General features: G+C 46.1%; 17 protein-coding genes. 6 read left to right on the top strand and 11 right to left on the bottom strand.

The annotated features are described in order from the left end of the window. Positions 1–49: 49 nt before the first annotated feature. Genes LJD61_RS06050 through LJD61_RS06035 form a run of 4 tightly spaced genes read left to right on the top strand, consistent with a single transcriptional unit; the run spans position 50 to position 3,977 of the window. On the top strand, positions 50–1,003 hold the full coding sequence (locus LJD61_RS06050) for an ABC transporter permease (protein ID WP_255226623.1): 954 nt from the start codon (positions 50–52) through the stop codon (positions 1,001–1,003). A 17-nt stretch (positions 1,004–1,020) separates the two neighbouring features. Then, positions 1,021–2,001 carry an ABC transporter permease gene (locus tag LJD61_RS06045; RefSeq protein WP_255226622.1) on the top strand — a complete coding sequence of 327 codons (981 nt, stop codon included), beginning with the start codon at positions 1,021–1,023 and terminating at the stop codon, positions 1,999–2,001. A 16-nt stretch (positions 2,002–2,017) separates the two neighbouring features. After that, entirely contained in the window at positions 2,018–2,998 is a 981-nt protein-coding gene (locus LJD61_RS06040) for an ABC transporter ATP-binding protein (RefSeq protein ID WP_255226621.1), read from the top strand. Positions 2,999–3,011: 13 nt separating this feature from the next. Then, positions 3,012–3,977 (top strand): ABC transporter ATP-binding protein, encoded by a 966-nt coding sequence (locus tag LJD61_RS06035; RefSeq protein WP_255226620.1) that lies wholly within the window; start codon positions 3,012–3,014, stop codon positions 3,975–3,977. 33 nt (positions 3,978–4,010) lie between these two features. Here LJD61_RS06035 and LJD61_RS06030 read toward each other — a convergent pair whose 3' ends face one another. Next, positions 4,011–5,585: a ClC family H(+)/Cl(-) exchange transporter gene (locus tag LJD61_RS06030; protein WP_255226619.1), complete on the bottom strand. Its 1,575-nt coding sequence runs from the start codon at positions 5,583–5,585 to the stop codon at positions 4,011–4,013. A 217-nt stretch (positions 5,586–5,802) separates the two neighbouring features. On the opposite strand from LJD61_RS06030, the gene LJD61_RS06025 reads away from it, so the two are divergent. Together LJD61_RS06025 and LJD61_RS06020 are read left to right on the top strand one after the other, a co-directional pair. Continuing rightward, on the top strand, positions 5,803–7,716 hold the full coding sequence (locus tag LJD61_RS06025; RefSeq protein ID WP_255226618.1) for an aldehyde ferredoxin oxidoreductase family protein: 1,914 nt from the start codon (positions 5,803–5,805) through the stop codon (positions 7,714–7,716). Next, a complete protein-coding gene (locus LJD61_RS06020; protein ID WP_255226617.1) occupies positions 7,709–7,957 on the top strand; it encodes a MoaD/ThiS family protein in 249 nt (82 codons plus the stop codon). The genes LJD61_RS06025 and LJD61_RS06020 overlap by 8 nt, the downstream gene beginning before the upstream one ends. 120 nt (positions 7,958–8,077) lie before the next feature. On the opposite strand, the gene kamE is transcribed toward LJD61_RS06020, so the two are convergent. The 10 genes from kamE to LJD61_RS05970 all read right to left on the bottom strand — a co-directional run bounded on the left by kamE (position 8,078) and on the right by LJD61_RS05970 (position 21,153). Continuing rightward, entirely contained in the window at positions 8,078–8,860 is a 783-nt protein-coding gene (kamE, locus tag LJD61_RS06015) for a lysine 5,6-aminomutase subunit beta (protein WP_255226616.1), read from the bottom strand. 18 nt (positions 8,861–8,878) lie between these two features. Continuing rightward, complete coding sequence (gene kamD, locus LJD61_RS06010) at positions 8,879–10,555, bottom strand: lysine 5,6-aminomutase subunit alpha (protein ID WP_255226615.1); 1,677 nt, start codon at positions 10,553–10,555, stop codon at positions 8,879–8,881. A 410-nt stretch (positions 10,556–10,965) separates the two neighbouring features. Then, a complete protein-coding gene (locus tag LJD61_RS06005; protein WP_255226614.1) occupies positions 10,966–11,250 on the bottom strand; it encodes a GIY-YIG nuclease family protein in 285 nt (94 codons plus the stop codon). 265 nt (positions 11,251–11,515) lie between these two features. Next, a complete protein-coding gene (gene kamC / locus LJD61_RS06000) occupies positions 11,516–13,129 on the bottom strand; it encodes a lysine 5,6-aminomutase reactivase ATPase KamC (RefSeq protein ID WP_255226613.1) in 1,614 nt (537 codons plus the stop codon). Further along, positions 13,119–14,159 carry a lysine 5,6-aminomutase reactivase subunit KamB gene (gene kamB / locus LJD61_RS05995; RefSeq protein ID WP_255226612.1) on the bottom strand — a complete coding sequence of 347 codons (1,041 nt, stop codon included), beginning with the start codon at positions 14,157–14,159 and terminating at the stop codon, positions 13,119–13,121. Before kamB ends, kamC begins: the two co-directional genes overlap by 11 nt. Positions 14,160–14,396: 237 nt before the next feature. Next, positions 14,397–15,656 (bottom strand): lysine 2,3-aminomutase, encoded by a 1,260-nt coding sequence (gene kamA / locus LJD61_RS05990; protein ID WP_255226611.1) that lies wholly within the window; start codon positions 15,654–15,656, stop codon positions 14,397–14,399. Between the two features lie 375 nt (positions 15,657–16,031). Beyond that, a complete protein-coding gene (gene kdd / locus LJD61_RS05985) occupies positions 16,032–17,072 on the bottom strand; it encodes an L-erythro-3,5-diaminohexanoate dehydrogenase (protein WP_255226610.1) in 1,041 nt (346 codons plus the stop codon). Positions 17,073–17,426: 354 nt separating this feature from the next. After that, on the bottom strand, positions 17,427–18,833 hold the full coding sequence (locus LJD61_RS05980) for a sigma-54 interaction domain-containing protein (protein WP_255226609.1): 1,407 nt from the start codon (positions 18,831–18,833) through the stop codon (positions 17,427–17,429). A 503-nt stretch (positions 18,834–19,336) separates the two neighbouring features. Beyond that, positions 19,337–20,143 carry a glutamate racemase gene (gene murI / locus LJD61_RS05975; protein ID WP_255226608.1) on the bottom strand — a complete coding sequence of 269 codons (807 nt, stop codon included), beginning with the start codon at positions 20,141–20,143 and terminating at the stop codon, positions 19,337–19,339. A gap of 14 nt (positions 20,144–20,157) precedes the next feature. Beyond that, entirely contained in the window at positions 20,158–21,153 is a 996-nt protein-coding gene (locus tag LJD61_RS05970; RefSeq protein ID WP_255226607.1) for a tRNA 4-thiouridine(8) synthase ThiI, read from the bottom strand. Positions 21,154–21,171 lie beyond the last annotated feature (18 nt).

Below are 21,171 nucleotides of genomic sequence, written 5' to 3'. Positions count from 1 at the left end.
CAGTGGGGGTATGCGAGAAATCGCATACCTCTATTTAGGAGGAATCAAAATGGTCAAATATATTCTGAAAAGGATCATTCAATCAATACCGCTGTTGCTTCTCATAACCATAATCAGCTTTCTCATAATCAACTTGGCTCCGGGAGATCCGGCCGCCATGTTCATAAACCCGGAAAAGATGACAAAGGTAGATATAGAAACCATCAGGCATAACCTGGGCCTGGATAAGCCCCTTCATATAAGGTATATATTGTGGCTGAAAAATATGTTGAAGGGAGATCTGGGCATTTCCTTCTTTAAGAACAGGCCCGTAACGGAAATATTGATGGAGGCTCTTCCCAATACCATAGTATTGTCTATTGCGGCAACTCTTCTTTCAATAGTCATCGCCATACCGGCAGGCATCATTTCAGCCCTCAAGCGCAATACAGGCTGGGATTATACCTTCTCCACCATATCCTTTGTGGGGGTGTCCATCCCGTCCTTCTGGTTCGCTCTTATGCTTCTATTGGTCTTCGGTGCTAAATTGGGCTGGCTGCCCATAGGAGGCATGAGAACAAATTATGAAGAGTTCGTGCTGGCGGATAGATTGAGGCATCTCATACTTCCTACGATAGTATTAGGATTCGGCAATATGGCTACGGATATGAGGTATATGAGAAGCGCCATGCTGGAGGTCATAAGGCAGGATTATATAAAAACAGCCCGAAGCAAGGGACTGGCGGAGAAGGTCGTCATATTCAAGCATGCCCTTAGAAATGCCCTGCTGCCCCTGATCACCCTTTTCGGCTTTATGATCCCGGGGCTTATCGGCGGGGCTGCCATAACAGAATCCATCTTCGCCTGGCCCGGCATAGGGAGGATAGTCGTTGAGGCCAACTTCACCAGGGACTACCCGATAATCATGGGAGAGCTGGTCTTTACCGCTGTCCTCGTGGTATTGGGCAGCCTCATCGCAGATGTGCTCTATGCCATAGCAGACCCGAGAATAAAATATGACTAAAGGAAGGAGGGGTTGTAATGGCTGAGCTAAAAATAAACAACAAAAATGAGATAAACGACATATTGGCTGCAGAGAATGCAGAATACAGCGATACCCTCAGCAAGAAGCTGAAGATCATCTGGAGAAGGCTTAAAAAGAATAAGATGGCTGTGCTGAGCATTATTGTGTTGATCATACTGTATTCTTCTGCAATATTTGCTCCTCTCATAGCTCCCTATGATCCGGAAGGCACCGCCGACGATATACTGCAGGTGGATAGAGCACCCTCCTTCAGGTCCTATGAGGATTATACCATGGAAGGCGAGCTGGTAAAGTTCAGGCCCAATCTTTTCGGCAGGGATGAGCTTGGCAGGGATGTGTTCTCCAGATGCCTTTATGCCGGAAGGATATCCCTGTCCGTAGGCTTTGTATCCGTGGGCATTTCAGTGATCATAGGAACCATATGGGGATGCATAGCAGGCTATTACGGCGGCATAATCGATAATATAATGATGAGAATAGTAGATGCCATAATGGCCATACCTACATTCATATTGCTGGTAACAGTAATGGCTCTTTTCACTCCCAACATCTTCAACGTTATGGTGGTGTTAGGCCTTACAGGCTGGACAGGTATAGCCCGCCTGGTGAGAGCCGAGTTTCTCAGCCTTATGCAGAGAGACTTTGTGGAGGCGGCAAAATGCATAGGAGCGAGAGACAAGCGAATAATATTCAGGCATGTCTTGCCAAATGCAATCAACCCTATAATCGTTTCCGCCACCATGGGAATCGCAGGAGCGATCCTGGCGGAATCCGCACTGAGCTTTTTCGGTCTGGGTGTCCAACCCCCTACAGCCAGTTGGGGCAACATGCTCATGAATGCCCAGGAGCTCAACACCATGGTCAATACCCCATGGAAGGCTTTTTATCCCGGAATGCTCATATTCATCACCGTATTATCCTTTAACTTCTTAGGCGACGGGCTCAGAGATGCTTTGGACCCGAAGCTGAAGCAGTAGCAATGGGGGTGGAGAAATGGAAAAACTGTTGGAGGTTAAAAATCTGAGAACCTATTTCTATACCGAAGACGGAGTCATACCTGCCGTCGACGGCGTAGATTTTTATATAAAACCCGGTGAGACCCTTGGAGTAGTGGGTGAGTCAGGATGCGGAAAAAGCGTCACCTCTACCTCCATATTGAGGCTGGTGCCCAATCCCCCCGGCAAGATCCTGGAAGGCAGTCAAATAAACTATGGAGGAAAAGACTTGTTAGCCTTGCCGGAAAGCGAAATGAGAAAGATCAGAGGCAATGACATATCCATGATCTTTCAGGAGCCTATGACCTCTCTGAATCCGGTCTTCAGGATAGGAGACCAGATAAGCGAAGTGCTGCTTCTGCATCAGGAGATGAATAAGGCCCAGGCAAAAGCAAAAGCCGTAGAGATGCTGAAGCTGGTGGGCATACCAAGGCCGGAAAAGGTAGCGGATGATTTTCCCCACTCCTTAAGCGGCGGCATGAGGCAAAGAGCTATGATAGCCATGGCCATGGCCTGCAGCCCCAAGCTGTTGATCGCAGATGAGCCTACCACTGCCTTAGACGTGACGATACAGGCCCAAATACTTGAGCTCATGAACAAGCTGAAAAATGAAACCAATGCTTCCATAATGCTTATAACCCACAATCTGGGAGTGGTAGCTGAGACCTGCCAGAGAGTGATAGTGATGTATGCCGGAAAGATCGTGGAAGAAGGGGATGTCTACTCCATATTCGAAGATCCCAAGCATCCCTATACTGTGGGACTGCTTAAGTCTATCCCCTCCGTGGAGGTCAGACAGAATAAATTGGAATCGATACCCGGCATAGTGCCCAATCCTCTCAACATGCCCAAGGGCTGCAGATTTGAGCCGAGATGCAGCAAGGCTATGGATATATGCAGGACCAATCAGCCCAAGATATCCGTCCTCGGCGATGAGAGAACCGTGAGATGCTTTCTATATAGTCAGGAAACAGAGTAAGGAGATTTGAATTATGGATAATTTGTTAGAAGTAAAAGGCCTTAAGAAGTACTTCCCCATCAAGGGAGGTTTCTTCGGCAAAACCGTCAATAATCTTAAGGCAGTCAATGATATAAGCTTTTCCATAAAAAGAGGGGAAACCCTGGGCATAGCGGGAGAATCAGGCTGCGGCAAATCCACTGCCGGAAGAGCTATACTGAGGCTTCATGAGCCTACTGCCGGGAAAATATATTTTGAGGATCAGGAGATCACCGCCCTGGATAAGGAGAGTTTGAGAAAAAAGCGGAGGGAAATGCAGTTCATATACCAGGACCCTTATTCTTCCCTCAATCCCAGGATGACCGTAGGTGATATCATCGGCGAGCCCTTTGAGGTCTATGAAAGTATGTCTTCGAAGGATAAGATGGATAAGGTCAAGGAGCTTCTCAATATGGTGGGGCTGAGCCCCTACCACGTGAGGAGATATCCTCATGAATTCAGCGGAGGCCAGAGGCAGAGGATAGGAATAGCCCGGGCGATAGCTCTAAAGCCTAAATTCATCGTAGCTGATGAGGCGGTGTCAGCTCTGGATGTATCGATACAGGCCCAGGTGATAAACCTTTTTGAAGAGCTCCAGGAAAAGCTGGGCCTCACATATATGTTCATATCCCATGATCTAAGCGTTGTAAAGCATATATCGGACAGGATAGGTGTCATGTATCTGGGCAAAATCGTTGAATTGGCCGATTCGGAGGAGCTTTTCAGCCATCCCTTGCACCCCTATACCATAGCGCTCCTGTCTGCTGTTCCCATAGCCAATCCGAGGCGCTTGAAGGATAGGGTCATACTCCAGGGAGATGTGCCGAGCCCCGTAAACCCTCCTTCGGGATGCGTATTTCATACCCGCTGCAGCTTTTGCATGGATATATGCAAGAACATTGTACCGGAATTCAGGGATGCCGGCGGCGGCCATCATTTAGCATGCCATCTGGTAAAGTGATATGAAAGAAGACACCGGCAACCGGTGTCTTTCTCATACCTGGGGCTTGCTGCTCATCTCCAATAATTTCTGCTTTATTGGAGCCGCTTCATCTTCATTTGCCAATACTATCAAATCATCTCCTGAACAGAGCACAGTGCCGCCTTTAGGAATTATCTCCTTATTTCCTCTCCTTATGCTGACTATAAGACAGCCCTTAGGCAGCTCCAGTTCTTTCACCCTTTTGCAATCCATGGAGGAATCTAAAAAAACCGGTATCTCCAGCATGACCTTATCCTTGCTTTCAGCTTCCGGTTCATGCTTTCCCTGGTTTTTCAGCAGCCTTTCCAGCAAGGATTCATAAATAGGCTCCGATTTGAGCAAATCCGCAGTCGCATAGGCTACAATGCTTACAAGGCTCAAAGAAAGCAGGTGCGATAAGGAGCCTGTCATCTCCGTGATCAAGATGCTTCCTGTTATGGGTGCTCTGACTATGGCCGTGAAATACCCTGCCATTGCCAGGATTATGAAATTGCTGATATATTCGGGTTCAAAGCCTAAAAGGCTTGTCAAAGCGCTACCATAAATGGCTCCTGTCAAAGCTCCCAAAACCAGGAGCGGGAAAAAGATGCCTCCCGGTGCCCCTGAGCCAAAGCTCAGCATCGAAAAAGCAAACTTTACGGTCAAAACCACCAGCATCATTTTCATAGTATAGCTTCCCCGGATCAGAGAATCGATAATGGGATGCCCTCCTCCAAGAACCTGCGGGAGAATGAGGAGAAGAAAGCCTGCCGCAATAAACGGTATCACAGGTCTGTACTGCACCGGAAGCCATTTCTGCCCGGCATACAGGCTCTGGGTTTTTAACAGGACCTTATTATATAGAGCGCCGCATAAACCGGCTATGACTCCTAAAATGATTATATAGCCATAGCTTTCAAGGGGCAGGGGTGAAATCCTCTGGAAGTTGAAAACCGGCTTCAGTCCATAAAAATGCTTTGAAATAAAATCGGCGGTTAGGGAAGCCGACATGGCGGACAGCAGTATCAGCGGCGAGAAATGCCTGTGAAGCTCCTCCAGAGAAAACATCACTCCCGCCAAAGGGGCATTGAAGGCTGCAGCCAGACCTGCGCTGGCTCCGCTTGTGATCAAGTATTTTTCTTCCACCTTAAGCCTTTTAAATATCCGGCTCACGCCTTGGCCCGCCGCAGCCCCCAACTGTATGGACGGGCCTTCTCTTCCCAGCGATAATCCGGAGCCTATAGCTATAACGCTGCCGGCAATTTTTCTTATCATTACCGACAGCCAATTCATTTCAAGCCTTCTTTGCAGCACGCCTTCTACCTGGGGAATGCCGCTGCCGCTTATAAGAGGCTCCTTTTTCACCATATATCCCACTATCACGCCGGATGCTATTAAAACAGCAAACCATATCGGAATAAACTTCGGGTTTGCAGAAATCAGATCTGAAATGCCATGCCTAAGCTCCTCGGCTTTTTCTAATGCGATCCTGTAAAAAACAACTAAAAAGCCGGAAAAGACGCCTACAAGGACGCCTTCTGCCATGAGCTTGAGCTTGAAGCTTCTTCCATGAGCTAAAATAGAGTAGATTCCTTTCTTGTCATTCATATATATCGTCTCCATTAATCTAATGAGTTAATTATATCATAAATCAAGGGGACAAAAATAAAGGTTTTTACCCTTGTTTGGAGAATTATATATTTGGCAATAAATAGAATTTCCAAAATATATATTTGTATGTTATATATGTATGATCTTCAATTTTAGCTTTATATCAAAGCTTTTCAATAAGAAAAGATTATCTAAATAAAAAGGGGTGGTAAAGATGAACTGCAGCTATGGGGGGTACATGGGAAGAGTGCTGAAGATAAACCTGACCGAAAGGAAGATTGAAGACTATCCATGGACCGACAGGGATAGAGAAATGTATTTGGGCGGGAAGATCATGGCGGCTAAAATTCTCTATGATAATCTGGATATCGGAGTGGAGCCTTTGTCTCCGGATAATTATTTGGCGATCACGACAGGCCCCCTCACAGGATCGGGAGCCCCAATGTCCAGCAGATTCAACATCTCCACTCTTTCTCCTCTTACAGACTTCATCGCTTCTTCAAACTGCGGCGGCAGCTTCGGGCTGGCGCTAAAAAAGGCCGGCTATGATGCGCTGATCATAACGGGAAAAGCTGCTCATCCTATTTGGATCGAGCTCAGCGAAGGTCAGGTTTCCTTTCATGAGGCTGATGTCCTATGGGGCAAGACCACCGATGAGACACAGGAAGCCCTGGGAAAGGACGGAGGTAAAATAGTCATAGGCCCTGCCGGAGAAAACCTGGTAAAATATGCGGGGATATTCAGCGACGAACGCACTGCAGGAAGGGCCGGAGTCGGTGCGGTCATGGGCTTTATGAATCTCAAAGCCATAGTGGCCAAGGGCAGCAAAAGACCGGAAGTAAAGCAGCCGGAGAAAGCAAAGAAAGTTTTCAGCGAATGGATAAAGCTTCTGAAATCTAATCCACTGACGGGAGAGCAGCTTCCCAAGCTGGGCACCGCAGGCCTTGTCTCCAGCATGAATGCCCATAACATATTGGCGACCAGAAACTACAAATATGGAAAATACGAGGACTTTGAGCTGGTTTCCGGCGAATACCTGGCGGAAAAGCATCTCGTAAAGAACAAGGGATGCATGACATGCCCCATCCAATGCGGAAGGCTTGTGGAGGTTGACGGTAAAAGGGTAAAGGGGCCCGAGCTTGAAACCATCGGACTTTTGGGACCGAATATCGAAAACAATGATCTCGAGCTGATCTTGAAATGGAACCTGCTCCTTGACAAGCTGGGCATGGATACTATCAGCACGGGAAGCACCGTTGCTTTTGCTATGGAATTGAATGAGAAAGGGCTATGGGACAATGGACTGGAATTTGGAAAAACAGAGAACCTGTCCAAATTATTTGAAGATATAGCCTATAGAAGGGGCATAGGTGATCTGCTTGCCGAGGGCACCAAAGCCCTGGCGCAAAAATTCGGCGGAGAGGACTTCGCCATCAACTCCAAAGGCCTCGAATTGGCCGCCTACGAGCCGAGAAGTGCTGTAGGCCAGGGCTTGGGCTATGCTGTGGCCAACAGGGGAGGCTGTCATTTGAATGCGGGGTATTTAGCCCTTTTCGAAGGGTTGGGCTTGAATATAGATCCTTATACTACAAAGTCAAAGGCGGTCTTAACGGTTTTATCACAAAATCTGATGGAAGCCGTATCCGCAGGGGGAAACTGTCTTTTTTCCCTATATGCCATGATACCCGGGACTTTGGTTAGGAAGCCTTATAGTATCCTCACACGGCTGGTAAACAAATCCATACCTCATTTGGGAGGTATCCTGAATATGATAAATAAATCGAAGGAAAATGCATTGCCTATACATCTTCCTATGATCCCTCATACAAGGGCTTTGGAAGCCGTAACGGGAATGAAGATGAATTTCGGCAGGCTGAAGGCCATAGGTGAGCGGGGCTACAACCTGGAGAGGATGTTTAATTTGAAAAGGGGATTGACCAAAAAGGATGACGGCTTACCCAAAAGGCTTACCCATGAGCTTAAGGATAGTGAAAATCTGAAGAGCAGAGTGCCTCTGGAGAGCCTGATAGATGATTACTATAAGGCCAGAGGCTGGAACAGCAAAGGAGTTCCCCATGCAAAGACCTTGAAAAGGATCAAGATGCAGGAGGTAAGTCCGGGTGGTTAAAGTAAGATTTTTTGGTATGATCAGAATGAAAATCAAGGAAAGCTCCCTTGAAATTGAAGCGGACAGCGTATCTGAGCTTCTAAAGAAATTGCCCATGATGTTCGCTGAAATAGCACCGGCAGATTTAAAAAACTGCATCATATATGTAAACGGCACAGATATCGTCAAGCTGAAGCTTTATGGTACGGCTTTGAAGGAAGGCGATGAGGTTCAGGTATTTTCCCCTGTCGCCGGCGGCTAAGTCCGGCTTAGTTGTCATCCTGAAGGCTTTGCCTGAAGGATCTTATTTAAGATTCTTCAGGCGCTTTGCCCCTTCAGAATGACAGTAACTGCTTCCGTTTATCACTGAATCAAGTCTCGTTTATTTGCGGTTCACTATTTCTTCTACTATAAAGGATGCCACATCATCTGCGTAGGTGCCTGAGCCGAAGCCCGCATCATAGCCCAGTTCCTTCGCCAGCTCATGGGATATCCTGGGTCCTCCGCAGCAGACTATGAATCTGTCCCTCAGCCCCTCGGCTTCAAGCAATTCGATAAGGTTAGTGAGATTTTGTATGTGGACATTTTTCTGGGTTACGGTCTGAGAAACCAGGAGAGCATCCGCATTGAGCTCTACCGCTTTCTGGATAAATTCCTCATTGGTCACCTGGCTGCCCAGGTTGTGAGCCTCCACCATCTCATACCTTTCAAGGCCGTAATGTCCCGCATAGCCCTTCATGTTCATTATGGCATCTATTCCTACGGTGTGAGCATCAGTGCCTGTTGAGGCGCCGATCACTACAACCTTTCTTCCTATGTTGTCCTTGACGTATTGGTCTGTCTCTTCCATGGACATAGTGGTGGACTCAACCTTTGTAACCTTGATATTGGTAACATCTATCGTGTGGCTGCAGCTTCCGTATACCACGAAGAATGCATAGCCTACTCCCAGGTCCTGGGTGAGGACCACATTGGGCTCCTCTATGCCCATCTTCATGGCATAGAGCTTCGCAGCTTCCTTGCCTGCTTCATCCGCCTTGATGGGCAGTGTAAAGCTGAGCTGCACCTTTCCGTCATTCATCGTATCCCCATAGGGCCTTACCCTGGTGGGGTCAAAGGTGGTATCATAATCTCTTTTGCCGGTTGAATATAATCCTGAACTCATTTCTCTGCCTCCTCTCGGCTATTTATTGAACGAGACTTCATTAAGGGGGAGTTTCGACTCCCGCTGAATGTTAGTCGAGTCCATACTGGACTTACCCGCACTTTGGCACCCGCTTTCTTCTGAGGCGGGGGACTTAGAGCGGGTTAGTTCAATGTTGAGCATCAAGGGTATAAAGGGATTTATATATTTTTCGTCTTTCATCACTACGCCGTCCAAGCCCTTTCCGCCGGTCCTGCTTCTCTTCACTCCACCGAACTTGCCTTGCTCAATGGTTGCAAACAGGCCTTCTTCTTCTATCTGAGCCAGCATATCGGCCGCTTTTTGCAATGTCTCTGCAGCTCTGGTCTGAATCATTCCGCCTTCTTTGAATTCAACCTCATCGCCTATATTTCTCATATTGTTGAAGATATACCTGGCATTTTCTATGGACAGAGCCCTGTCAGACATAAAGGGAGTGTGTATGGCCTCCGTCATCATGCCTAAGAGCTGTAAGCCCTGGTGAGTCCAGATGGATATCATGTTGAAAAGAGCATCTTGAAGATGGCCCTTAAATATATTGCCTGTCATGAACTTGGTCGGAGGCATGTACTTCAGCGGAGCCTTCGGGAAAATCTCCCGGGCCATCTGAGCCTGGGCCAATTCCATGAGGAAGCCGTTTTCTATATTGGGATCCATTTCAAAGGCATGGCCCAGGCCCATTTGTTCCTCGGGCAAGCCTGCCTTCAAAGCCAGCTGCTCGTTCATAAACTGTGAAGCCAATACGGTATGGGCCTCCTCCACCGCATCTGCAGTTGTGAGGTAGTTGTCCTCACCTGTATTGATTATGACTCCCGCAAAACCATTTATCGTTCTGGAGAAAAATTGGTCAACAAAGGTCCTTTGCATGTTTATATCCCTGAAAAGTATGCCGTATAGGGCATCGTTCAGCATTACGTCCAGCCTCTCAAGAGCTCCCATCGCCGCGATCTCGGGCATGCAGAGGCCGGAGCAATAATTGCAAAGCCTGATATATCTGCCCACTTCTTCCCCTACTTCGTCCAGAGCCTTTCTCATTATCCTAAAATTTTCCTGGGTCGCATAGGTGCCTCCAAAGCCCTCAGTAGTGGCACCGTAAGGCACATAGTCCAAGAGGCTCTGACCTGTAGTTCTTATAACGGCGATTATGTCTGCACCCTGCCTGGCTGCAGCCTGGGCCTGGATTATGTCTTCGTATATGTTGCCTGTGGCAACTATTACATAGAGGTATGGCCTTGGACCTTCTCCAAGGGTGGATAAATATTCGTCCCTTCTCGCCCTGTTCTTCTTCACTCTTTCTACAGAGCTCCTTGCCATTTCTTCAGCTTTGGCTTTGATTTCTGCCTCAGGCTTTAAAGGCAGCTTGGTTATATCCAGCTCTCCTGCTGCGATTTTTTCGCCTATTTCCTGAGGGTTGAGATGAGTATTGAGCACTGCATTGGCCATGAAATATGCAATTCCGGCAGATAGTCCGCCGGCCTTTTTCAAATTGTCTATTATTATATTGGGCAAAGGAGTTCCGATTTCATCTGTGCCATCTACGCCGTAAAGCCTCAGAATGGTTCTCTCCACTGCCACAGTGGTGTGTTCATCTACAAATCTTTGAACTTCCTCTGCGATATTCCTTGCAGAGCTTCTCGCCTTGTCTATCAAGCTTTGATTCAAGTTCAACTTGCTCATGTTTTACCTCCTTTTATGAGTATTTAGGGTCTGAACTCAGGTTTCAGAGCTCAGAACTCAGGGGTTAGGGTATGCCGTTGGGGCTAGGAATACGGGGAACACGGATTGTCACGGAAACTAATTGCTAAAGTTATTCTCCATTGTCATCCTGAAGGCTTTGCCTGAAGGATCTAATTTAAGATTCTTCAGTCGCTTTGCTCCTTCAGAATGACAGGAAATGTTTTCGTTTATCGTAGTGTGGGTACCACATGCTAATTCTGAGCGGTAGCGAAGAATCTATCCTACGTGATTATTGGGTATTCCTTTCGGGTCTGAGATCCTTCGTTCGTGCCTCACTCAGGATGACATGCAATAGGACAATACTTTGGATAGCAGAAGCGCAAGCGTCATTCTGAGCGGCAGCGAAGAATCTAGCTCCAAAAGTCCTCTGATAAATCCTTCCATTCCGGATTCATACTCTCTATTAACTCAATCTTTTTTAGGCGTGTCCAACCCTTAATCTGCTTTTCCCTTGCAATTGCAACTTTTACATCAGTAGTACTATCAAAATATACTAACTTATGAACATTATATTTTTCTGTAAAACCCTTGACGAGCTTGTTTTTATGTTCATATACACGCCTCTCAAGATTATTGGTTACTCCTGTATAAAGTACCTTATTTGAATAATTTGTCAGTATATATACGTAGTACATGCAATCACCTTTCTATGAGATTCTTCATTTCACTGCGTTCCATTCAGAATGACTACGCGTTATCCGCACCATGATAAACGAAAACATATCTGGTCATTCTGAGAGCACAGCTCGAAGAATCTCAAATTAGATCCTTCGGGCGCAGCCCTCAGGATGACAAGAAAGCCGGTCTTTCATAACAATGACATGAAACAGATCTCCCTCCGGTGTCTTTCAGTGTTCTCTGTAACCTTTGACCCGGAGCTCGCCGCCCTAATCCCAGCGACTAGTGACTGGTGACCGGCGACTCTAATATACTTTCTGCTTCTTTTAGGATTGCTTCGGGCACACCGATAAGCCGTGAAATATTTATGGCATCCTTAGGCACTCCTGTATTACCTATTATTTCAACCAAGGAATAATCCATGTATTGAGAGATGATATCCGGATCACCCAGTTTGTCATAATCTACATTTCTAAGGCCCTTGACCTGCAGGTGCTTGACGCCTTCTCTGATCAGGCCGTCAAAGTGAGTGGTGATTAGGGTTATACAAGGTTTTTCCATTAAATAGCTTATGATTCCGTAAGATATGGCATAGCCCTCCCTTGGATTTGTACCCCTGGCCAGCTCATCAATGAGTATCAAGCCATGTCGATCAGACATATCGAGCATTTCCTTGATGCCCTGCATTTCAGCTCCGAAGGTTGACAGCCCGGAGTCAAGGGATTGTTCATCTCCTGCAGATATGAAAATAAAGTCGCAGAGGCTTGCTTCCATATATTCTGCAGGTACGAATAATCCATACTGCAGCATTGCCATAAGAAGCCCCACCATCTTCAAAGACACTGTTTTGCCACCCATATTTGCCCCGGTGATGACTGCAGCGCCCTGTCCAAGGTTAACGCTTATGGGTGTAAATACCTTGCCTTTTTTCTTCAAACCTGCTTCTACTACCGGATGCCTGCCCATTTTTATCATGCAGCATGTCTTTTCCGATATGACCGGCTTCACTCCGTTCATAGCTATGGCAAGATAAGCTTTTGCGATAAGCAGGTCAAAATGCCCTATGGCATCAATGTTCCTTAGAATGATCCCGCCCCGGGATGCGACCTTCTGGGATAGATCCTCCAAAACCTTCATTTCCTCGATGGCTTCTTTATCTTTCAGACTTTCGATATCCTTGAGCAAGGCCATCATACCTTCGTCAGGCCTCACTCTGAAGGTCACGTTTATATATGTTTCTGAAAAGACTTGAAGCTTAGGATAATCCAGCAGCTTTTTGATCAGATCTATCTGATTGCGGCTTATGGTTATGTCACCGGTAGATCTCAGCTTTAAACCGGTTTCCTTCTCTATTTCGCGGGTTTTTGCCTGCCTTATTTCTTCCAGAACATACTCGGCCTTGGCCCTGGAAGCCCGCAAATCTCTTAATTCAGGAGAATAGCAGTCATATATGTAAAAGGTTTTCAATCCGCAGCTCTCAGGATCCAAAAGCCTTTCAACCTCTTCCAGCACATCTACTCTAAACTTTTCGGGTATTTCCCAATGAAGGAATGATTGGCTTTGAGATATGGATCGCATGATGGATATGAGATTTTTTATCTCGAAAAATTCTACGGAGTTCAAAACTCCGCCTTCTATACATCTCTCAACAGATTTTCTTATATCCTTAATGCCCCGCATGTAGGTCCTGATCTCCACGAAGACAGCCCTTTGAGTATCTACAAGCTCTTTTATTTTTTCTATCCGATCCAATTCTTCAAAAAGAGCTTTTGCATCTTCCCTCTCATAAGGCTTCATAAGGCTTTTAAATTTCATGCCAAAAGGGGTTATTGGGTGCAGATCGCCAAGCACTCTTTCTATATCCAAAGCTTTGTAAGATCTTTTATTAATAATCATAGCCGCTTCCTCCCTGCATCACATCAAATACCGGGATGTCCGGCACTGCCCTTCTCATGTTTTCCAGGAAGGTCAATGCTTCAAAATAGTAGCCTTCGGGGGAGTACGGATTTACAGTGACCGCGATGATATTTATGGCATCCACAACCTTCAGCTGCAGGCCCATCTTTTGCAGCATATGAAGGTCTCTTTGGGGGATGAAAACCCGGGTCCCATCCTTCACCAAAATTTGTATCTCGCCCCTGGCATTTTGCATAATATCCTTTATGGTATCAGTGGTAGCCGAACCGGAAAGCACCACATACCTGGTGCTGTCTGTCAGGTATCCGGCGATGAGACTTCCGCTCCTCAAAGAAGTGAGGGTGTCCACATAAGTTATTGATAAGTCCTCGTTTATCAGGCCGGTCTTGCCCTCTTCCATTATTTCCCGGGCCAGATCCCTGATCTCCCCTCTTTCCACGCTGGGTATGGAGTAGGTATTTATTATATGCATTGTCTTATCTATTACCAAATCCTGAGATCTGGCTAAGGCTGCTCCCGTAGCCAATATGGTGCCGTCAGAAACAAAGGGCGCCGCAGATGCCCTCCTGTCCAGGGATCCGTCTATCAGGACAAGCTTTGCGCCGAAAGCCATCATATCCTCGCACATGCTCTTTATGGTGCGGGAGGAGTAAGGCCCGGATATTTCTACATATCCGTCCTCCACGGCCTTGCCTATTACAACCCTTCCCATCGGTGTGTTGTAGTCGGTTACGGAGAATATCTCTATGCCTGCATACTCAGGCTTTATGGCATTTTCCACAGTGGTGACTATGGTCCCCTTCCTCACAAAAACAGGCGGCTTCTCCGTCTCTGTGAGCACATCGCGCCTTTCGCCGTCCCTGCCGGTGGAGATAAGGGCAAGCGATATGCCCCTGTCTCCGGCCTGGGCGATGATCTCATTTAAGGTGACGGTTTTGCCCGCATTCTTGCTGGTGCCTACTATGGAAACTATTCTGTTGGATGGATAGATAAGATCGATAAGTTTCATTTCAGCATTCCTTTCGGGTCTTTTTTTGAAAACCACGGAAAGACACGGAATTTTTCACAGAAAAACACGAAAAGGTTTCTTTTTCCCTTAACTGAGTCATTCCGAGCATGACCAAGCTAAATAGGCTTAAGTATTCCTATATGGTCTCAGATCCTTCACTTTGTTCAGGATGACAATAGCAGAAGCCTTTGCCTCATCCCTCCGTGAAAATCTGTGTTCTCCGTTCCCCGTTTCCTCTTATTTCTGTCTAAGTTTTGCTCTTTCTTTTCTCAGCATTTCGGTAGGTTCCAGGTTCATAGCATTGCCCTGGAGAAGTCCGGCTACGCCGCTGAGCTTATCTTCTCTTTCCTTCTTGCAGACCTCACAATTGCATGGTCCTTCAATATATTCCGGCTCTGTATAGGTGGTTATTACGCCTTCAAAGTTTCTCAGGATCACCTTCTGCTTGCTCTGAGATACGACATACTGAGGCATTACCGGAGTCTTTCCGCCGCCGCCGGGTGCATCAACAACGAAGGTGGGTACGCAGAAGCCGGAGGTATGGCCTCTCAAGCCCTCTATTATCTCTATACCCTTTGAAACAGTAGTTCTGAAATGCTCTATGCCAAAGGATAAATCGCACTGATATATATAATATGGTCTTACTCTGATCTTTACCAATTCATGAACCAGGTCTCTCATAATATGAACGCAATCGTTTACTCCTCTTAGCAGAACGGATTGATTGCCGAGGGGTATCCCTGCATCAGCCAGCATGGCACATGCTTTTGCGCTTTCGGGAGTGATTTCCTTGGGATGGTTAAAATGCGTATTAAGCCAAATCGGATGATATTTTTTCAGCATATTTACCAATTCGGGCGTTACTCTCTGGGGCATGACCACAGGAGTCCTGGAGCCGAGCCTTACTATCTCTACATGAGGTATCTCCCTAAGCTTTCTTATGATGTATTCCAGAACATCATCCTTTATCAATAGGCAGTCCCCGCCGGAGAGCAATACGTCTCTTACCACAGGAGTATTTCTGATGTATTCTATGGCTTTATCTATTCTTTCCATAGGCTGTGCATTATCATGCTGCCCTGCAAATCTTCTCCTTGTGCAGTGCCTGCAATACATGGAGCACTGGTCTGTTATAAGGAGGAGCACTCTGTCCGGATATCTGTGGGTAAGCCCGGGAGTCGGTGAGTCTTCGTCTTCATGGAGTGGGTCCAGCAGGTCTGCTTCTGCTTTATGAAGCTCAAAATTTGTCGGAACAGCCTGCTTCCTGATAGGACAATTGGGATCATTCGGATCCATCAGAGAAGCATAATAGGGTGTAATGGCCATTCTCAAGGTCTTCAGGCATTCATGTATGCCTTCCTCTTCTTCAGGGGTGATGTTTATTACTTTTTTTAAGTCTTCAACTTTTGTGATCCTGTTTGAAACCTGCCATTTCCAGTCGTTCCATTGTTCCGGAGTGACATCCTTCCACAATTCTATTTCATTATAATGCCTCATGAAACAAACCTCCTTTTATTTTTGGGGTAGTCCTTTTGGAGCCTAGAGGACGGGGAACACGTATTTGCACGTAAGGGTTTCTTTTTCCTTAACTTCGTCATTCTGAAGACTTTCATTTCCTGTCATTCTGAAGAAGCAAAGCGAGTGAAGAATCTTAAGTAAGATCCTTCAGGCAAAGCCTTCAGGATGACAGTGAAGCCGGACTTTTATAGCAATGACAATATTATATGATACTTATACAATGATTATAGAGCTTCAGACTCCTTCAGTGAAATTTCGTGTTCTTCAGTGCCTTCCCGTGTTTCCCGTTTCTTTAGCCCTGAACTCGTGACCCTAGCTCCTGAGTTCTGAGCTCTTGATCCTGAGTTCTATTAATTAGGCGTACAGTTCGGTGAAAATGTTCCTTAGGGCTTCGGATTCTCTGAGCAGCTGCAGTGTTATGTCTGCATGTCCTTTTGTATAGCCGTTGCCTATTATCATCGTCACATCGCTGCCTACGCCTTCTGCTCCCAAAGCTGCCTTTGTAAAGCTGGTAGCCATGCTGAAGAAATATACCAGGCCTGTATTCTTTGTGCTGAGTATGCTGGTCATTTCCGTATCCGGAACGTTTACGTTATTGATGGTTATGTCCGCCATTTGTCCGTTTGTATATTCTGCAACCTTATTCATCACTTCTGTCGGTGACTGGGCATTAGCTGAAAATACTATATCGCAGAAACCCAGCTTCTGAAGTCTTTCGGTGCTCTTCTGGCTGTGGCACAGTCCTATTACTTTACCTGTAACCCCTGCTCTCTTCTTTGCTTCGTAGCAGCAGAGCATGCCTGATTTGCCGCCGGCACCTATGATGAGCACCGTATCTCCCGGTTTAACAAGTCTTGCTACCTGTGCCGGAGCTCCTGCTACGTCAAGCGCAGAAAGCACCAGTTTTTCAGGCATATCTGTAGGAATCTTGGAATAGATGCCGCTTTCGAATAATATGGCTTTTCCTTCTATATCAACCTGATCGATATCTTTTCTTATCTCTTTTATCTTGTCTATTCTGAGCGGTGTGAGCGACAAAGAAACCAAAGTGGCGATCTTGTCCCCAATCTTTAGATCTGTCTTTCCTTCCAAGGCTTCACCTATCTTTTCTACCGTACCTATAAGCATTCCGCCGGAGCCTGTTACAGGGTTCTGATGCTTGCCTCTCTCTGCTACTATTCCCTTCATGATCTCAGCGATTTTTTCTTCATTGCCGCCAGCCTGTTCCTCTATCTGTGTGAAGCTAGCTGAATCTATATTTAGTGTCTGTACATTTATCAGAATTTCATTATCATAGAGAACATCCATGTTGTTATCGATTTTCTTTGCAGGCTGGGGCAATACTCCCTTCGGTTCAATAACCCTGTGTGTACCGTATTTGCATCCTTTTAACATAATATTCCTCCTATTATTGATAATTTTTTGATTTACAAATCTCTGTTGTGCTTACTGATAACGATTGCCTAAGCTCCGAGACTAAGACTTTGTAAGCTTGCATAGGGTTGCGTCAAAACTCGCTTTGGCTCAAACAGTTGACGCAACTTTTCCTATACTGCGCTAACAAACTCTAAGCCCCTTCACAATGCACTCTTATATCAGTAAGGACAACGGATTATTGCAGTAAAATTAGCTTAAGTATTCCTTGTAATGTTCTTTTATACTACGTTGCAAAAACTATGCCAGATTAAAAAAGGGGCAAATAGCTATGCTAAGCTGATTTGCTCCATTTATAATGCCGAAATTTAGGCTTTATATTTTGATTCCATATTTGCTTATTTTATATTGAAGAGTTTGGCGAGGCACTTCAAGCATTTCTGCAGCTCTCGTAATATTTCCTCCGGTTCTTTGCATGGCCTTATGGATCATGATGCTCTCCACTTTGTTTATCGTTTCTGTCAAAGGCTTTATCTCGGCTCTCTTTATCCTGGATCTATTCTTGATATAAATATCCTGGAGATAATGAGGCAGGGACTTGGGAGTGATCTCATCCCCCTCTGCCATATTCATCGCTCCTTCTATGGCATGCTCAAGCTCTCTGACATTGCCGTGCCAGGGATAGGACATGAAAAATTCCATAGCGCTTGCAGTTAAGCCCTTGATGTTCTTGCCCAATATCTTATTGTATTTTTCTATAAAAAATTTGGAAAGGACCGTAATGTCATCATACCGCTCCCTGAGAGGAGGCATTCTGAGAGAAATAACGCTCAGTCTGTAAAAAAGATCATCTCTTATATACCTGTTTGCCAGGGCTTCTCTTGGGTCTGTACCGATGGCAGTCATAATCCTCACATCCACATGTGTCACCTTGGTGTCTCCCACTCTCCGCACATTATTATCCTGCAGCACTCTCAAAAGCTTTGCCTGGAGGTTGGTGGACATGGAGTTTATTTCATCAAGGAAAAGGGTGCCTCCGCTGGCCAATTCAAACAAGCCGGGCCTGTTTTCGGCTCCCGTAAAGCTTCCCTTTACCGTGCCAAATAGTATGCTTTCCAGCAGGGTATCCGGTATGGCAGCGCAATTTTGGGCTATGAAGGGTTTATTACGCCTTGGACTTGCGTTATGTATGGCGTGAACCAGAAGCTCCTTGCCCGTGCCCGTTTCTCCATAGACCATTACCGGCGAAGGGGAATTGGATACGGACAGGGCATCCTTTTTCAGCTTCAGCATGACATCTGTTATTCCGATTATGTCTGCGAAATTATATACTGCCCCGCTGCCGTCCTTTTTTCTTGTGTGGTTGGCTTCTTTCAAAAGCTCTGCCTGGAGGTCTACAACCCGCTCCGACAGTTTCTTCACTTCGGTTATGTCCTTGGATATTTCTACAGCGCCAATTATTTTTCTGCCGGATTTTATGGGTATGGTGGTGTTGATGGTGGTTATCACCTGACCTCTGTAATTTCTGAAGGATTGCTGATGATTCAGTATGGGGCTGCCGTTTTTTATTACTTTCATGATAGTGCTGGTTTCTGCGGTGAGAGAGGGATATATTTCAAGTATGTGGCGGCCGATAGCCTCCTCAGGGTTTATGGCGTCCAGATCTGCGGCAAATTTATTGTAATAGATTATCTTTCCCGAGCTGTCTACAATGTGTATGCCATCATCAATGTGGTCCAATATCTCCTCAATATTCTCCTTAAAGAGAGAGTCTATCATCATTAGCCACCTCCACATTTATTCAAATTTTTATTTGCCAATTATTCGGCACATAGGGTTTATAATTAGCAGGTATATATTACCTGCTGTTTTCATTATATCATATTGCTCTTTTGAGTCAAATAAAAGAGTTACGAGGGCCAGGGTATTCCTTATGGGTCTTGGGAAAACGGGAACCACTGAAAGACACGGAAGAGCACAAAATTTCACTGATGAAAATCTAAATCTTTATAATCGTTGTAAACGGAAGTGAAGGATCTGAAGCCCTATAGTACTACTTTAACCTATAACGGAAAGCATTTCCTGTCATTCTGAAGGAGCAAAGCGACTGAAGAATCTTAAATAAGATCCTTCAGGCAAAGCCTTCAGGATGACAATTAAGCAAGATTTTTATAACAATGACACAGTTTAGGGAAAAGTAATCCACCGTGCCTTCAGTGCAAAATTCCGTACCAATCCGTGTTCCCCGTCTCTCCTGAGTTCTGAGCTCTGAATCCTGAGCCCTGTTAATACTTTTCTATATCTATTTTCTCTACCCAGCCCACGGGCTTATGCAGGAAATTTTCTCCTACCTTCTTGAACTTTACCGGGTTGTCGCTCACATAGTATTTGTATTCAGCCTGGCGCGGCCTTTCATTTTTCAGGCCGTTGGAATTTATCATAGTCTCAAGCACCTTAGCGGTTTCGTATGCCGGGTTTACCAGTCTGATATCCGTTCCCATGACTTCCTCTATGGTCTTTTCCATAAGGGGATAATGGGTGCAGGCCATCACAAGTGCATCTATTCCGCTGTCTCTCAGATCCGACAAGTATCTTAAGGCAGTCAGCCTTGCGATGTCCGTATCCTGCCAGCCCTCTTCCGCTATAGGCACGAACAGCGGGCAGGCTTTGAGCACCATGTTTACGCTGTTGTCTATCCGGTATATCGCCTTCTCATAGGCCCCGCTGGAAACAGTGCCCTCCGTTCCTATTATTCCTATTTTGTTGGTCCTTGTCACTCTGCAGGCAGTTACCGCTCCGGGTTCCACCACCCCTACTATGGGTATATCAAAGCTCTGCTGAGCCACATCCAAAGCGGCAGAGCTTGCCGTGTTGCAGGCTATCACTATTGCCTTTACTCCCTTTTCCAGCAAAAACCTGATGCACTGGAAGGAAAACTTTATAACCGTTTCTTTGGATTTGCTGCCATAGGGAACTCGTGCAGTATCTCCAAAATATATGATATCTTCATCGGGCAGAACTTCCATTATTTCTTTTACAACCGTCAGTCCGCCTATCCCTGAGTCAAATACGCCAATAGGTCGTCTATCCATGATTTACCTCCACATTACAGCATAAGATTTGCCAGCTCCCGGTCCTCTGCCGGTTTTACCCTGATGTGCTCATATTTCTCGTCTTTAGGCTTTTTGTACTTTACCAGTACCTCTTCCTCTTCTCTTGCTTTGCTGTAACGGGCCGCTATTGCAGCGGCAGATTGAATTTCATCCGCTGTAGGCTCATGTCCCCCGGATGCTTTAAGTGCAACGGTAGATCCGCTGTAATCTGCGGTATCGAAGATCAGCATATCATCTGTGATACGCTCCCACAGTGCTTTATATTCCTCTTCATTTCTGGTGCTGATGGCTTTTGCCTTATCTGTAAGGCGGAAATGCCTGCCGACCCTCAGCAGATCTATATCGCTTCTGTCAGTATTTTCTTTGTCATGTTCGTATAAATCCTTCAGCCTGCCTGCAAAATTAGGCTCGGTAAGGCTGCAGCCTCCTGCAGGGCTTGGATATTCCACTATGCCCAGCTTTTCTGCCAGAGCCATCTGAGGCTTTCTCGTCTTTCCGTTAAAGCCTAAGAGCCTGTTCCTATCCACCATACCGCTTAGTTCCATCTCTGTAGGCTGAAGGTTCAGGGCACTCAGAGGCCTCAATATCTTGTTCTCATAGCCCGACTCTTCCTTTACGGTTTGAAGAGCCTTATAATTTTGTGACATGGGTCTTTGGTTTAGAACTTCACCTGTTATAAGGAAATCATAGCCCTGCTCCTCCATAATTTTGCCTGCATAGTTAAGCATCATAGCGTGGCAGTCTATGCAGGGGTTCATGTTCTTGCCATAGCCATGCTTCGGCTGCTTGGTCATCTCCAGGTGCTCGTCGGTAAAATCAACGACCATAAGGGGTATGTCTATTTGTGCTGCCATTCTCTCCGCGTTTTTGCTGCCGAAAAAAGCCGATTTGAAGCAAAGACCTGTTACTTCAATGCCTTGATCCGCGATTATCTTCGCCGCCAATACGCTGTCGAGACCGCCGGACATAAGCGCCAGTGCTTTTGCCATGTATATCAAATCCTTTCG

This window comes from Lutispora saccharofermentans (assembly GCF_024363565.1).
Taxonomy (GTDB): Bacteria; Bacillota; Clostridia; order Lutisporales; family Lutisporaceae; genus Lutispora; species Lutispora saccharofermentans.
The sequence above is the reverse complement of the archived record's forward strand: the minus strand, read 5'-3'. Positions and strand labels throughout refer to the sequence as shown.

Excerpts from the sequence above, each read along its gene's own strand:
- LJD61_RS06025 (WP_255226618.1), top strand. The coding sequence starts at position 5,803 with ATGAACTGCAGCTATGGGGGGTACATGGGAAGAGTGCTGAAGATAAAC.
- LJD61_RS06050 (WP_255226623.1), top strand. The coding sequence starts at position 50 with ATGGTCAAATATATTCTGAAAAGGATCATTCAATCAATACCGCTGTTG.
- LJD61_RS05970 (WP_255226607.1), bottom strand. The coding sequence starts at position 21,153 with ATGGCAAAAGCACTGGCGCTTATGTCCGGCGGTCTCGACAGCGTATTG.
- kamD (WP_255226615.1), bottom strand. The coding sequence starts at position 10,555 with ATGAGCAAGTTGAACTTGAATCAAAGCTTGATAGACAAGGCGAGAAGC.
- LJD61_RS05980 (WP_255226609.1), bottom strand. The coding sequence starts at position 18,833 with ATGATGATAGACTCTCTCTTTAAGGAGAATATTGAGGAGATATTGGAC.
- LJD61_RS06045 (WP_255226622.1), top strand. The coding sequence starts at position 1,021 with ATGGCTGAGCTAAAAATAAACAACAAAAATGAGATAAACGACATATTG.
- murI (WP_255226608.1), bottom strand. The coding sequence starts at position 20,143 with ATGGATAGACGACCTATTGGCGTATTTGACTCAGGGATAGGCGGACTG.
- kdd (WP_255226610.1), bottom strand. The coding sequence starts at position 17,072 with ATGTTAAAAGGATGCAAATACGGTACACACAGGGTTATTGAACCGAAG.
- LJD61_RS06005 (WP_255226614.1), bottom strand. The coding sequence starts at position 11,250 with ATGTACTACGTATATATACTGACAAATTATTCAAATAAGGTACTTTAT.
- kamA (WP_255226611.1), bottom strand. The coding sequence starts at position 15,656 with ATGAGGCATTATAATGAAATAGAATTGTGGAAGGATGTCACTCCGGAA.
- kamB (WP_255226612.1), bottom strand. The coding sequence starts at position 14,159 with ATGAAACTTATCGATCTTATCTATCCATCCAACAGAATAGTTTCCATA.
- kamC (WP_255226613.1), bottom strand. The coding sequence starts at position 13,129 with ATGATTATTAATAAAAGATCTTACAAAGCTTTGGATATAGAAAGAGTG.
- LJD61_RS06035 (WP_255226620.1), top strand. The coding sequence starts at position 3,012 with ATGGATAATTTGTTAGAAGTAAAAGGCCTTAAGAAGTACTTCCCCATC.
- LJD61_RS06030 (WP_255226619.1), bottom strand. The coding sequence starts at position 5,585 with ATGAATGACAAGAAAGGAATCTACTCTATTTTAGCTCATGGAAGAAGC.
- LJD61_RS06040 (WP_255226621.1), top strand. The coding sequence starts at position 2,018 with ATGGAAAAACTGTTGGAGGTTAAAAATCTGAGAACCTATTTCTATACC.
- kamE (WP_255226616.1), bottom strand. The coding sequence starts at position 8,860 with ATGAGTTCAGGATTATATTCAACCGGCAAAAGAGATTATGATACCACC.